The organism is Denitrobacterium sp. (assembly GCF_056180635.1).
The window spans coordinates 27,109-41,843 of record NZ_JAZZJS010000087.1; the positions used below are offsets into that span (position 1 = coordinate 27,109).

General features: G+C 61.0%; 12 protein-coding genes. All 12 read left to right on the forward strand.

The features are described 5' to 3' along the window. Positions 1 to 8 precede the first annotated feature (8 nt). Positions 9 to 263 carry a HypC/HybG/HupF family hydrogenase formation chaperone gene (locus tag AC04P6_RS08510; RefSeq protein ID WP_475566198.1) on the forward strand — a complete coding sequence of 85 codons (255 nt, stop codon included), beginning with the start codon at positions 9 to 11 and terminating at the stop codon, positions 261 to 263. Between the two features lies 1 nt (position 264). Next, complete coding sequence (hypD, locus tag AC04P6_RS08515) at positions 265 to 1,395, forward strand: hydrogenase formation protein HypD (protein ID WP_475566199.1); 1,131 nt, start codon at positions 265 to 267, stop codon at positions 1,393 to 1,395. 153 nt (positions 1,396 to 1,548) lie between these two features. Beyond that, a complete protein-coding gene (locus AC04P6_RS08520; protein WP_475566200.1) occupies positions 1,549 to 2,328 on the forward strand; it encodes a PspC domain-containing protein in 780 nt (259 codons plus the stop codon). Then, positions 2,329 to 2,760: a PspC domain-containing protein gene (locus tag AC04P6_RS08525; RefSeq protein WP_475566201.1), complete on the forward strand. Its 432-nt coding sequence runs from the start codon at positions 2,329 to 2,331 to the stop codon at positions 2,758 to 2,760. A gap of 187 nt (positions 2,761 to 2,947) precedes the next feature. Further along, positions 2,948 to 3,682: an RlpA-like double-psi beta-barrel domain-containing protein gene (locus tag AC04P6_RS08530; RefSeq protein ID WP_475566202.1), complete on the forward strand. Its 735-nt coding sequence runs from the start codon at positions 2,948 to 2,950 to the stop codon at positions 3,680 to 3,682. A gap of 70 nt (positions 3,683 to 3,752) precedes the next feature. Further along, positions 3,753 to 4,415, forward strand: coding sequence for a potassium channel family protein (locus tag AC04P6_RS08535; RefSeq protein ID WP_475566203.1), 663 nt, complete (start codon positions 3,753 to 3,755; stop codon positions 4,413 to 4,415). Positions 4,416 to 4,423: 8 nt separating this feature from the next. Then, positions 4,424 to 5,101, forward strand: coding sequence for a potassium channel family protein (locus AC04P6_RS08540; RefSeq protein ID WP_475566204.1), 678 nt, complete (start codon positions 4,424 to 4,426; stop codon positions 5,099 to 5,101). 110 nt (positions 5,102 to 5,211) lie between these two features. After that, on the forward strand, positions 5,212 to 6,555 hold the full coding sequence (gene purB, locus AC04P6_RS08545) for an adenylosuccinate lyase (protein WP_475566205.1): 1,344 nt from the start codon (positions 5,212 to 5,214) through the stop codon (positions 6,553 to 6,555). Between the two features lie 118 nt (positions 6,556 to 6,673). Continuing rightward, positions 6,674 to 7,411 (forward strand): LytR/AlgR family response regulator transcription factor, encoded by a 738-nt coding sequence (locus AC04P6_RS08550; protein WP_475566206.1) that lies wholly within the window; start codon positions 6,674 to 6,676, stop codon positions 7,409 to 7,411. 3 nt (positions 7,412 to 7,414) lie between these two features. After that, on the forward strand, positions 7,415 to 8,758 hold the full coding sequence (locus AC04P6_RS08555) for a sensor histidine kinase (RefSeq protein WP_475566207.1): 1,344 nt from the start codon (positions 7,415 to 7,417) through the stop codon (positions 8,756 to 8,758). A 173-nt stretch (positions 8,759 to 8,931) separates the two neighbouring features. Then, complete coding sequence (locus AC04P6_RS08560) at positions 8,932 to 10,107, forward strand: GGDEF domain-containing protein (protein WP_475566208.1); 1,176 nt, start codon at positions 8,932 to 8,934, stop codon at positions 10,105 to 10,107. Positions 10,108 to 10,220: 113 nt separating this feature from the next. After that, the coding region (locus tag AC04P6_RS08565; RefSeq protein ID WP_475566209.1) for an InlB B-repeat-containing protein at positions 10,221 to 14,735 on the forward strand (4,515 nt) is incomplete at its 3' end.

A 14,735-nucleotide genomic window follows, 5' to 3' on the forward strand; every position in this document is an offset into this window, starting at 1 on the left:
GATGCGGTATGTGCTTGGCAATTCCCGCTCAAATCACTGAAATGAAAGACGGCAACATGGTGGAAGTCACCGTCATGGGTGCCACGCGCGAGGCTTCCATCGACCTCACGCCCCAGGCCAAGGTGGGCGATTTCGTGCTCATCCACGCTGGGTTCGCCATCGAGGTCGTCGACCCCCAGTTCGCCGAGGAAACGCTCGAGCTCGTGCGTCAGTTCCCCGACATGGTGGAAGAGGAAATCGGCGTCGTCGAGCAGGCGATGTAACGTGTCGGCGGTAGGGGAAACGGCAGCGGCTCTGCCCGACAACGTGCTCACGCGCGACCTTTCGCAGTTCAAGGACCCGAAGCTCGCGCAGGGGCTTATCGAATCCATTCGCGCCCTCGCGCCTTCCGATTGCGCGCTCATGGAAGTATGCGGCACGCATACGGTATCCATCGCGCGCGCGGGCATTCGCGCCATCATGCCGGAGGGCACGCGCCTTCTTTCGGGCCCTGGGTGCCCCGTATGCGTTACGGCCAATCGCGATATCGACACCGTTATCGCGCTGTGCCGCATTCCCAACGTAACCATCACCACGTTCGGCGACATGACGCGCGTTCCCGGTTCCACGTCCAGCCTGCTGGCCGAGAAGGCCGCGGGCCGCAGCGTCGAAATCGTGTATTCGCCGCTCGACGCGCTGCGTTTCGCGCAGGACCATCCCGAGCGCCAGGTCGTCTTCGTGGGCGTGGGCTTCGAAACCACCACGCCGCTCATCGCCATGGCCATTCGCCGCGCCAAGGAAATGAACCTAGCGAACTTCAGCGTGTTCGTGGCTCACAAGAACATGCCCGGTGCGCTCGAGGCCATCGTGTCCGACCCGTCGCTGAAGGTCGACGCGCTCATTCTGCCTGGCCATGTGTCCACCATCACGGGCATGGCCCCGTATCAGTTCCTGGCCGAGCGCTACGGCATCCCTGGCGTCATCACGGGCTTCGAACCCGTCGACGTGCTGCAGGGCATTGCCATGCTCATGCGCCAGCTGCACGAAGGGCGAGCGGAAATCGAAATCGCCTACACGCGCGGCGTGCGTGCCGAAGGCAACCCCGTGGCGCTTGCCGCCATCGACGAGGTCTTCGAAACCTGCACGGCTACGTGGCGAGGCTTGGGGCCCATCCCCGGCAGCGGCTATCACATCCGCCCCGAGTTCGCGGAGTTCGATGCCGTCGAGCGCTTCAACCCCGAAGTGGAGCCCACCATCGAGCCGCGTGGGTGCCGTTGCGGCGACGTGCTGCGTGGCGCAATCACCCCGAAGGCGTGCCCGCATTTCAATCGCAGTTGCACGCCCGAAAACCCCGTCGGCCCCTGCATGGTGTCGTCCGAGGGCAGTTGCGCGGCGTATTACCGCTATTACCGGTAGGCACTTGGCGTCGGCGCGAAGATGCGGCATTGTTTCCCATGCTCTACAGAAGGGTAACAGTGGCGCGTGATGCGTCGACGCTTCCGCCGAAGCGGGTTTACCATCACAGCAATACCAATACTGGCGATCCGCTGCGTGCGGGAAAGGAATGATGTGCGCGTCAGCGAGGAAAAGATCCATCGCTCGCAAAATGGCGTGTTCGGAGGCGTGGCTGCGGGCTTAGCGGCCCATTTCGATATCGACCCTGCGATTATGCGCGTCGTCTGCGTTGTGCTCGTGTTGCTCACCGCAGGCGCGATCATTCCCCTGTATGTTGCGCTCTGGCTCATTTTCCCCGCCGAGGAGGAGGCGTGGGAGCCCGTGGATATCGCGCCGGAAAGCCATGCCAAAGCCCAACCCATTCAGGAAGCCGAGCCCATCGATTCCAAGGAGCGCCTGCGCACGTTCGTCATAGGTGCCTGCGTGTTCGTGGGGCTCGTGGCGGTGTCGTTGGTGGTTGTGCTCGTGCTTTCGCTGTTCGATTCCTCGTTCGGCCCCGTGCAGTTCCCGGCTGCATTCGCCATGGCCGTTGGCTGCGTGCGCTTGGCGGTGCCCGGCAGGCAGGGCTACAGCATCGTCACGTGCGTGGAAGGCGCCATGCTCTTCCTGGTGGGGCTGTTCGTGCTCCTGTGGTCGGTCGACCTCATATCCATCCGCCTCGATGCTTGGTTCGCGGAAAACTGGCCGCTTCTGGCCATTACGTTGGGCCTGCTCATCCAGGCGCGTGCGCTTGATGCGCCCGCCCTGGTGGTGTGCGCTATCGCGGCGTTCGTGGTTTTCTTCGCCATTGGCTGCACCACCTATACGTTTCTGGGCGCGCACGAGGGGCTCTGGCAGCCGCTGCAGTTCCGCGACGATCTTGTCATTCCCTATGAGATATGGGGGAGGCTGTAAATGAGCGGCAAGTTCTCGTCGTACCCGCTGAAGAATCGCATCTGGGCAGCCATCGGCATGGTCATCACGCTTGTAGGCGCGGTGGCGCTTCTGGGTATGTACGCCCATCTAGGCTGGTGGGTCACGCTCGGCCAGGCCGCGGCCTTCATCATGAACGTGCTCCTTCCCATTTCGGTGGTGCTTCTGGCCATGTACCTAGGTTGGGCGTGGTATGCGGGGAAGTTCGATTCGCTTTCCGAAGGGCTGGAAGACAGGCCCCTTCGTCGCAGCGAAAGCGACTCGCGCCTGTTCGGCGTATGTGGAGGATTTGCGCAGCGCTACGGACTGGACAGCACGGTGGTGCGTGTCATCGTTTTGCTGCTTTTCTTTGTATCGCCCCTGCTCATGACCATAGCGTACGCACTTTTCGCCCTTTTAATGCCACGGGAGTAACCCCATTTCAGAGGCTGTTTCGCCAGTCGAAAATTTTGTATCAAAGGGCCCTTTCGGTATAATTTCCAAGCTTTCAAAAACGTTAATGGGATGGCAAAACACACCAGACACGCACGAAGCCGTCCTTAAGCGAACGACGCGTTCGCCTATCGATCACGGGAGATGCGTGGTACAAACGCAAGCACATATGCGCCGCATCGCGGTGCCTGGAATTGTCATCCTGCTCGCTCTGGTCGCCATCGTGGCGCTGTGCGTGCTCGTCATTCCGCGCGGTATCGCGCAGGGCGCTTCCCAGGCCGATGATTCCACGTTGGGCGTAGGCCAATCCCTTTCCGTTGCCAAGTCGGGGGAATCTTCCACCACGTTCGCGAACGCTGGCACCTCTGCAAAGCAGACCGTTTCCGATAGCGGCGCTTCCCTGCAGAAGGCCCAAACGCGTTCCATTACCGTGAGCGACCCCGACCCCGTGGTGCTTCTTTCCGCGGTAGACATGGGCAATGTCGACACAATCCAGGCGGCTGCCCAGGTGGGCACTACCGATCCGCTGCCCACGGCTCCGCTCGTTCAGCCCGACATGAGCGAAGAGGGCTGGATGACGGGCGAGGCTTCCGCGTACTCCGTTTCCGACTGCATCAACGCCGACCCGAACAATCCCGATGCGGGTCGCCTTACCGCTTCCGGTCGCGCCTTCAGCGATAACGGCGTAACCGTGGCCGTTCCCCAGGGTCAGGAATACCTGCTGGGCCGTGCGGTGGAAATCAACTACAACGGCATCACCGTCGTCGCCACGGTAACCGATACGGGCAGCTTCGGCAGCAAGTACGGCCGCGCGCTCGACCTCGCCGGCGGCGTGTACAAGGCCTTCGGCGCCTCGTCCTCCAGCGACTGGGGCGTGCACACCGTTTCGTATCGCTTCCTGTAGTCTTCAAATCGTTTTGGGCAGACGGTTCTACCGCGCTATACTTCGCATTGCATGATGTGAAAGGAATCGGATGAGTAGAAACGTTATCGTCGTCGGTTGCGGCCGCGTGGGCTCGCAGCTGGCAAACATGCTTTCCGAAAATGGTAATAACGTTTGCGTCGTCGACCGCGATGCGAACGCCTTCTCGAATCTGGGCCGTGCGTTCAATGGCTCGGTCGTGCAGGGCGTTGGCTTCGACGAGGACGTGCTCGCGCGCGCGGGCATTGCCACGGCTGATTGCGTGGCCGCCGTTACCCAGTCCGACAACGCCAACCTCATGACGATCGAGGTTGCCTCGCACATCTTCAACGTGCCCCACGTCATTGCCCGTCTGTACAATCCTGGCCACGAGCGCGCCTACGAGCAGCTCGGCCTCGATTACGTATGCGGCACGTCGCTGGTGGCCGAAGAACTCTTCTCGAAGATTTCCTCGGGTCATGGCTTCCACCTCGATACGTTCGGCGACTACGAGGTGCTGCGCTTCTCGCTGAACCTCGAGCGCAACGACATGAAGTCGATTCGCGTTTCGCAGCTGGAAAAGGCTCACGACGTGCGCATCATCTGCTTCGAACGTGCCGATGGGCGCACCAGCTCCATCCCCACGGGCGATAGCATCCTCGAGCACGGCGATTCCGTGCTCGCATGCGTGCGCAACACGATGGTGCCTTCGTTCTCTCGTTGGATTCAGGACTAGGGGCCATTATGTACATTGTCATCAACGGCGGCGGCAAGGTTGGGGAGTACCTGGCTACGGTAATGCTGCGCGACGGCAACGAGGTCGCCATCATCGAGCAAGACCAGGAAACCGCCGATCATCTGGCTAACGTGCTTACCGGCCGCTACCTTGTTATCTGGGGCGACGGGTGCATGTCGCGCTATCAGGAAGACGCCGACATCCGCCGGGCCGACGTGTTCGTATCCACTACGGGCAAAGACGACGCCAACCTGGTGTCGTGCGAAATCGCCACGCGCGTGTTCGACGTGCCGCGCTGCATCGCACGCGTGAACACGCCCAAGAACATGCGCATCTTCCGCGAGGTGGGCATCGAATGCGTGTCTTCCACGGCGCTCATCGCCACCATCATCGAGGAAGACGCCATGCTGGGCGGCATCAGCGTCCTGTCTAGCTTGTCGCACGGCAACGTCGCGCTCAACCAGGTTACCGTGCCGCGTATGCGCCATCACAGCAACGAGGAGGGCGTGCTTGCCTACGACGTGCCCATGCCCGAGGGCTGCCTGCTGGTGGCCGTCTCGCATGGCGACGACGACGATATGGAAGTGGTGGGCGAGGATACGTACCTGTACCCAGGCGACGCCGTCATCATCGCCTCCGACAAGGATCAGCGCGCCGCGGCCGTGGCCGTGTTCAAACAACTCTAGCCCCAACGTGCGCCTCTCGTGGCGTTTTTCTCGGACTTGCGCGCCCTTCGCGTATCGGCGTGCTGCGCGGCTATAATGTGTGCAGCATTCCGCAAGAAGAAAGGGCAGGCATGATCCCTCGCTACACGCGCCCCGAGATGGGGCACATTTGGACGAACGAGAACAAGTTCGCCGTCTGGAAGGAAATCGAGCTCCTGGCATGCGAGGCGCAGGCCGAGCTGGGCGCATCGGGGATCACGAAAGAGGAGGCCGCGTGGATTCGCGCGCATGCCGATTTCCGCGTCGAGCGCATCGACGAAATCGAAGCGGTCACGAACCACGACGTCATCGCCTTCCTCACCTGCATGGCCGAATACATCGACGCCGACATCCCCGAGGGCCAGGAAAAGCCCAGCCGTTGGGTGCATTACGGCATGACCAGCAGCGACCTGGGCGACACGGCCCTTTCCTATCAGATCACGCAGGCGCTCGACATCATCATCGAAGACGTGCGCAAGATTGGCGAAATCTGCAAGCGTCGCGCTTTCGAGTTCCAGAACACGCTCTGCGTGGGCCGCACCCACGGCATCCACGCCGAGCCCATGACCTTCGGCATGAAGTTCGGTAGCTGGGCCTGGGCCATGAAGCGCTCCCTCGACCGCCTGCAGCAGGCGCGCGAGGTTGCCGCCACGGGCGCCATCAGCGGCGCAGTGGGCACCTATTCCAGCATCGACCCGTTCGTCGAGAAGTACGTCTGCGAGCACATGGGCCTCACGCCCGATCCGCTTTCCACGCAGGTGCTGGCCCGCGACCGCCACGCGCAGGTGCTTTCCGCCCTGGCGTGCACGGCTGCCAGCTTCGAGAGCGTTGCCATGCAGGTGCGTCTGCTGCAGCAGTCCGACGTTATCGAAGCCGAAGAGCCGTTCAAGAAGGGTCAGAAGGGCTCTTCCGCCATGCCCCACAAGCGCAATCCCATCACCGCCGAGCGCGTGTGCGGCCTCGCCCGCACCGTGAAGGCGAATGCCCAGGTTGGCTTCGACGACGTTGCTCTGTGGTACGAACGCGACATTTCGCATTCCGGTGCTGAGCGCACCGCTCTGGCCGATAGCTTCATCGCGCTCGACTACATCGCCGAGAAGCTTCGCTGGATTCTCGATGGGCTGCAGACGTATCCCGAGGCCATGAAGGCCAACATGTACAAGACGCGCGGCCTCATCTTCTCCAGCAAGGTGCTGCTGGCCCTGGTGCAGACGGGCATCACGCGTGAAGACGCCTACGTCATCGTGCAGCGTAACGCCATGGCCACCTGGCACGACGTGCAGCAGGCCAAGGAAGGCCCCAGCTATCGCGAGCGCCTGGAAGCCGACCCCGAATGCACGCTCACGCCCGAAGTGCTCGACGAGATCTTCGATCCGTGGGATTTCCTGCAGCGTAAGGACATCGTGTTCGATCGCCTGAAGGAACTGGAATTCTAGTTCGCGTTCGAAGCGCGCAGTAGCTTCCGCGCCCCGGCCCGCCTTCGTGCGATGGCTGGGGCGCTTTGCGTTCTGCGACTATTTGCCCTGCATGGCTCCCATTGGCTAAACTACGGGTATGCAAATCGCCGTGGTCGAAGATAACCTGTATGACATGAAGCACATGCGCTTCCTGCTGGAGCGCTATCTTTCCGTGCGCGGCGTCATAGCCACGGTCGACACGTTCCGCACGGCCAACGAGTTCCTGGAAGGGCTCGAGCGCGGCAGGCACGAACTCGTGCTGTTCGATTGCTATCTCGACGAGGCGGGCATGGTGCGCGACCCCAACGCCATGACGGGACTCGACGCCTCGCGGCGCCTGCGCGAGGTCGACCCCGATTGCGTCATCGCCTTCACCACCACGAGCCGTGACTTCGCAGTGGAAAGCTACGAGGTGCAGGCGCAGGGGTACCTCATCAAGCCCGTAACGTACGAGGCCCTTTCCGCCATGCTCGACCGCATCATGGCGCAGCGCGCGCCTTCGCGCATGGTCACGCTGGGTGGCGAGTCGTTCGACGCGAATTCGCTCTATTGGGCGCGTTCGGCGGGCCATTACCTGGAATTGCATCTGGCGGAACGCGTCTTCATGCGCGTTCGCGCCACGTTTGCGCAGCTTGAAGGCGTGCTGGCAGGCCTGCGTCAGTTCTATGCCCCCGCCAGGGGCTACCTGGTGAACCTCGACATCGTGGAACGCCTGGATGGAAACGAGTTCCTCGTGCGCGGGGGCGACAGGATTCCGGTGAGCAGACGCAGCCTCCCGCAGGCGCGTGCGGCGTGGGCTGACTGGATGTCGCAACGCGACCAGCGAAAGATCTAGCCTATGCCCGATATCGCCAACATCATTTGGTCGGTGCTCGATCAGCTCGTCATGGTTCCCTCGGCGTTCCTCACGCTCACCCCGCTGGTGGCCGCCGAGTGGGTTTCGAGGCGCACGCGCGCCATTCTCGTTGTGCTCGTAGCCGCCATGGCCGTTGCCTGCGGTATCGCGTACGAATTGCTTCCCGACGTGAAGTCCATTGTGTTCGTGGCCACGAGCATCGTTTCCCTTGTCGTTTTGCGCCTGGCTACGCGCGTGCCTCTACACTACCTGCTGTTTCTGTTCTTCACGGCGGAGTTCTTCGTCTACTCGCTTTCCACGTTCGCGAGCGTGGCCGATGTCTTCTTCAATCCCGAAGCGCAGTCCGCCGCGCACTTCACCTGGTTCGGGCAGGTTGTGCTCTGGAGCCTCATCGTCTTGTTCGTGGCGCTTTCGTATCAGCTGTTCCACAAGCGCCTTCCCTATATCCTGGAAAACGGCGCCTCGGGCGGGTCGTCGCATTCGTTTTGGCGTAATGCGTGGTTCCTGCCGTTCATGTGCTATCTGGTTGACGTTCTGGCTATCGGTCGGGCATCGGTTGCCGCGCATCTTCCCGACATCGCCCTCATGACCGCGTTTCTGCAAATCGTGGTCGTGGAGCTCTATCTTTCCATCCTTGGGTTGGAATACCATCTCATGCTCAGCGCGCGCGATGCGGCCGACAGCCTCAATCGCGAGCACTTGCTCGATATGCAACTGCAGCAGAACGCCGTCATGAAGGAGCGCATCGATCAAGCGCGTCGGGCGCGTCACGACCTTCGTCACTTCCGCAACACCGTTGCGATGTATGTTCGCGAAAACGACCAAGATGGCCTAAAAACGTATCTTGGTCAATTGGAGGAAATGGCGGATGATAGCCCCCTCGTGTGGTGCGAGAACTCCATTGTGAATGCGATTGTGGGTCATTACGTGGCACGCGCTCAGCAGTTGGGTGCCGACGTTCAGGTTCACGCGCATGTTCCGCAGGATTGCGGCATCACGGAAGCGCAGTTTTCCGTCGTGGTGGGCAACGTGTTGGAAAATGCCGTTGCCGCGTTGGAAAACGCGAAGGAGGAGGGCGATATTCGCCTCGCGCTCGTCGTTACCCTTGACGTAGGCGTAGGACGTCAGTTCCTGCTCGACGTGCGCAACACGTACGCAGGGGAGATCCTGAAAAACGGCCAGGGCGAGCTTCTTTCCACCAAGCACGAGGGCGCCGGAGTGGGCACTTCCAGCGTTACCGCGCTTGCCGAACGCGCAGGTGGGTTCGCCCGTTTCGGGGACGAGGGCGGCATGTTCCGCGCGTATGTCCTCATCCCCCTGAGCTAGCCTTTTCGCTCTGTTGGCGCGAGCGTGCCGCTGCTGTCACGAGCGGTGCATATTTGGCACGAACGGCACCCCATTTGGCACGAATCGAAAGCCCCCGCTCCCTACAATGTGAAGAGTAGGGTTAGTATGCGTGCGCCTATGCACGCCGAATCGAACGGCAGGGGGTGTTTGTCATGTTCGAGCTTGAAGCGTGGATCGCCATTGATGCGATATCTGCAGCTGTTCTTGCCATTCTGATCGCCGTCGCACATGACGGGTCGGTACTGCGCAGTCGTCAGCGTCGCTTCTTCCGTCGTGCCCTGGCCATGGATGCCGGGCTCGTGGTGGTCGACGTGCTCGTGCATGTCATGGCTGGTGTTTCCGGCATTTCCTTCCTCCTCGCGTTTCTCCAGCAGGCTCTCATTCCCGTCTGCCTCTTCCTCAGCGTGGCGTACGCGGCTTCATGCGTTGAAGTACACCGTGCAATGCCCACGTGGTGGTACGTGGCGAACGGAGTCGTCTGCGGGCTGGATATCGCATTCATCTCCGTGCTGGCATACGCCGGCGTCCTCCCCGGGCCGTTTGGTTCCTCTGACCCCGCCTTCGCTTGGGTCCAGTGGGGCCAGGCGGCATTTCTTGTTGTGTACCTCATCGCCGACGCGGTCTTCTTCATCGTGCGTCGCGTGCGCATCGGCACCACGACCGTCTACTCCCTGGCGCTCGCTCTGGCAATCGTCATCGCGGGCATCGCGCTTCAGGCGGTAATCGCCGGCGCGTTCGTCCTCTCCGCGTTCTTCGCCATCGCCGCGCTCACGCGCTACGCGGTGGTGCAGGCCGAAGGCGCCAGCGTCGATTTCCTCACCGGCCTTTGGAACCGCCGCGCGCTCGACCGTAGGCTCGACCAGTTCGTGCGTTCCCATCGCACGTTCGGCGGCCTTCTCATCGACATCGATGATTTCAAGAGCATCAACGATCACTTCGGCCATGTTACCGGCGATGCGGTGCTGGTCGATTTCTCCAAGCTCCTCGTCGACTGCTTCCGCGTCGACGACATCGTCGCCCGCTACGGCGGCGACGAATTCTTCGTCATCGTCGAAGTGAACGACGAGGCGATTCTCTCCCTCATCGCTAAGCGAGTGCGTGAAACGCTCGCTCGTTACAACAGCGAAGGCACGCTTCCCTGCGAGATTCAGGTGTCCATCGGCAGCGCACTCTATGTGCCTGGCGACAACATCGACGATCTGCGCGACAAGGCGAAGCGCGCAAGTTCTGCATTGGAATACGTCAATCGACTGGACGCGGCGATGTACGCCGAGAAAGCCCAGAAGAAGATTCTTCGCGGCAACGTTCAGTCCTTTGTTTCGGCGTAGGCCGCGAGGTACTTCCGCAAGCGCTTCGGTGGCGCGTTGCGACGAGAAGGTAGGTGTTCGAAATGAAACGGGATACGAAGCAGACAAGCGTAGCGAACTCAGGCGGGACGTTCATGTCCGCCAAGGCTCGCGCGCGCAAGCAGTTCGACAAGGTCATTGCTGTTATCTGCACCATGGCGATGGTGTTTGCCCTGGTGCCGAACGTGGCAATGGGCAACGACGATGCTGTTGCCAAGGCGAATGACGCCGAACTCACGCAGCAGGGCGAGTCGGATGCGTCGAGCACGAGCGAAAAGGCTCAGCAGGACGGTTCTTCTGCTACCGTTCAATCTTCCGAAGAGGAAGCGACCGTGGAAGCCTCTACTAATACTAGTAAGGAAGCCGCGAAGGCCGATGGTGAATCCGCTGCGACTGCCCAGGGTTCCACGAACGCGCAATCCGAGGCGGACGAAGACACCGCGCAGGAAGTCGCGTACCCCGCTGTCACGTTCGACACCGAGCATGCCAACGGCGTAGCCGTGAACGTATCCGCTCCCAAGGGCGCGCTGCCCGAAGGAGCCAAGCTTGTTGTTACGGGCGTTTCCGCCTCCAGCATTCTGGGCTCCGTTGATGGCGTTGTCGACGGCAGCGTGTCCGCTGGCAATATTGCCGCCGTGGATATCTCGTTCACCTACACCGACCCCGCAACGGGCGCCACGAGCGAAATCGAGCCCAAGGTTCCCGTTACCGTGAAGCTCGCATCCGATGGCATTCGCGAGGCGAACGCCAGTGCCGAGACCAACGTCGACGTTGTCCACATTCCCGACAGCGGTTCCGCCGAAGTTATCCCGTCTTCGACCACCGCCGCGAATCAGCTGGAAATCGTCTCCCAGGATTTCTCGGTATACGCAATCGTCACCACCGTTACGCCGCGCCTCACCGTTACGTTCCAGAACGGCGCCGAGGAATCGCCGTCGATGATCGTGAAGGCCACCGACACCGCCGAGGAAGTCGCGAGCATCATCTACGATCCCGGCGTTGAGGGCGTGGGAAGCGGCGAAGTCTTCAGGGGCTGGACCACCGACCCGAACTACACGGTCGATTCCGAATTCCTCTCCATCGAGCAGGTTCGCGAAGCTGCTGCGAGCGAGGTTGCAAACCTCTCCGATGACGCCACCGTTACCTACTATCCCGCCATCTTCAAGCAGTACCGTATCGACTACGTCGACGAGTCCGGTGTTTCCCAGGGTATGGAAACCGCCGAGGTTCCCGCGTACGCTCAGGCCCAGGGCGCCACGTACACCGTGAACATGGGCTACACGCCCGTCGATCCCGAGTGCAACTTCGAGGGTTGGCTCGTTTCCCAGGGCAAGACGAATATCGTGGGGTACGAGGAAGGTCATCTATATAAGAACGGTGACGAAATCACCGTTACCGGCGATGTGAAGTTCTCGGTTTGCGAGCCCTACGGTCACTGGCTCGTGTTCGACGAGAACGGCAAGGGTGCCACGTACAACGCACCCCAGTTCGTGGAGGCGGGCAGCACCACCGTTCGTCCGTGCGACGACAGCGCGATGGTCCGCTTTGGCTATACGTTCGGTGGCTGGTTCACCGATCAGGCTTGCACGGCTGGCCATGAGTTCACGTTCGGCAACGAACTGGCCGAGGGCATGACCATCTACGCCAAGTGGATTCCCAATACGACGGCAAGCTACACCGTCATCATCTGGAAGCAGAACCTCAATGCCGATGGCTACGATTTCGAGCAGGCCATCCACCTTTCTGGCAACGTGGGTTCCACCGTGAACACCGTTTCGCGTCAGGGCAATGGCGATAGCGCCTATGCGCGCATCAACGGCTCGAATTATCAGTACACCGGCTTCCATCTGAACACGTTCGACCAGAACGTCACCATCAACACCGAGGGCAATGCCGTGGTGAATGTGTACTACGACCGCACCGAGTACACGCTCACGTTCCAGGGCCAGGGTTACGTGTATAGTCCTACGACCAGTGACCGTGGCACTCAGTATGGCTTGGTTGATGGGCAGTATGTCGAGCTGGATAGGCATTCAACCATGTATCTCTGGGATGTTTATTGGACCTACAATGGTGTGCGTTATGAGGGCACGCGTTATACGCGCAGTTCTGGTCAGGTCACCTTCAAGACCATCACGGCGCTGTATGGCCAGTATATTGGCGACAACTTCCCCATCACCGAAAACGGGGCCGACGCCGAATGGCGCTGGGAGCCCCAAAGCAGCAGCACCTTCAACCAGGTTCTGGTGTACATCGACACGATGCCCGCGGAAAACGTCACGTTCGTTAGGAACACGTCGTCCGCCGGCACGAAGTACATGGAATTCTACGTCGAGGCGCTCCCCGGCCAGACGGTCGAGAAGACCTGGAACGGGAAGGGCTTCGTCAAGTACGGCAACACCATTCCCGCGAACTACAACTTCTTCACCGAGGCCGAGGACTTCGTTGACCTCATTGGCTACGACAAATATGGCTCCGACCCCGCCTTCAACAACAGCGGCAGGGCCGACGTCGCCAATGGCGGAACCATTAGCTTCTACTACACGCGCAAGGCGTACTCCATCAACTACATGGACTGCAAGTACGTCGATGGCAACGGCAACTCGATCAACGAGGATAACCGTGGCCAGCTCAATGAAGTCGACGGCGTAAGCTACGAGTCCGACCTCTCTTCCTACAACAAGGGTGGTTCGAACTTCTACGAGCCGACGCGCGACGGCTACGCGTTCGAGGGCTGGTATCTCGATTCCGAGTGCACCCATCCCTACAACTTCACGACCATGCCGGAAGGCGGCGTGACGGTGTATGCGAAATGGCGTCAGGTTCAGTACCGCGTGTTCCTGCATCCGAATGCGGGCACCCAGGAGAGCGATCCCAGCCTCGATTGGGGCTCCACGTCTCAGGCCATGAACTTCCGCGTGAGCTACGGGGGAACCATCTCGCTCCCCAATACCGCGCTGCGTGATGGCTATGAATTCGTGGGCTGGTATTCCGATGCCGCGTGCACCAAGGTATTCAACGAGCAGACCAAGCTCACCGATGCCCTGGCCACTTCGTACGACAAGACCACCGACTTCACCGACGTGATGGACCAATGGGGCAATGGCGCCACGTACAACTCCGACATCACGGGGTATGAGGGCGGCGACCGTTTCTGGATAACCAAGCGCGTCGACGTGTACGCTAAGTGGCGCTCCGTGCTCGTGGGCGCCGACGGCATCAACGTCATCTACGACGAGAACGTTCAGGGCGGCGGCAAGGAAGGCAGCGAGCCCACCGATAGCGCGTTCTACGTCGATTCCGCCAACGTTGCGGCTGGCGTTGCGGCTCAGCCCGCCGATGCAAACGCCAAGCGCTTCAAGTGCTGGGTCGTGCAGAGCTGGAACGAAGATACCCAGGCGTTCGAGGATACGTCGGTAACGGTTCTTCCCGGCGAAACGTTCGAGATCCACCAGGCCGACGCTCGCATGGTCGAGCGCGAGGGCAGCACCGCCGAGAACCCGAAGTACACGTACACCGTTCAGCTGAAGGCCGTGTACGAGGACGTCGAGTCTGTAACCCCGACGCATATCGACTGGTACGGCAACTACGGCCCCGCCAATGGTGGCAAGGGCGAGCTCTATCGCTCCGACACCGATATCAACATTAACGAGGGCGTCGACATTCTGGCTGCTCCCGAGCGCGCCGGCTATACGTTCCTTGGTTGGACGAAGACCAAGGGCGGCACGACGGCCGACTTCCTGGCGTGGAACGGTTCCGAGTACACTACCGAAATCAACGGCACCACTCATACCGTCACCCAGGTAGCTGCCGACGAGAAGGCTCCTTACGACGACCTGTACGCCGTATGGCAGGCCGAGCTCACCATTCAGATCGTGGGCAATACCGATACTGTTACTTACAATGGCTCCGAGCAGTCCGTGAGCGGCTACACCGTTACGTACACGCTGGCCGATGAGGCTCCTACGACGGTTGCTCCCGAAGGCGTGAGCGTTACGCTGAAGTCGGGCAAGGAGGCCGTCGCCAAGGGCACCGACGTTTCCGACGAAGCGTACATGATGGGCCTTACGCTGGACGACTTCGAAATCAACGCGGGCGAGTATAGCTACAACGCCGCGAACGAAGCCAATACCTACACTGATGGCTGGCTGAAGATCGAGAAGGAAAAGCTCAGCGTTACGGCCATCGATTACACGGGCACCTATGATGGCGCTTCCCATGCTGGCGGCGTTACCTCGAGCATGCCCGCCGGCACCACCCTGCAGTACAGCACTGATGGTGGCGCCACGTGGAGCGCGGATGCTCCCACCATTACCAACGTCGGCACCGTTACGTACATGGTGAAGGCGTCGAACCCGAATTACCAGGATGCTACCGATATGGGCACGCTCACCGTTACGCCCGCAAGCGTTACGCTCACCGCGAACAGCGACTCCAAGACCTACAATGGCGCCGAGCAGAGCGTGACGGGCGTCACCTCCTCGGTTGAGGGCCTCTCGTTCGAGGGCGTTACGGCCGCTGGCGCAGGCACCGACGTCGACACCTACGACGTGACCTTCGAGGGCGTAACCCTGGGCGAGACCGCCGACACGACGGGCAACTACGTGGTA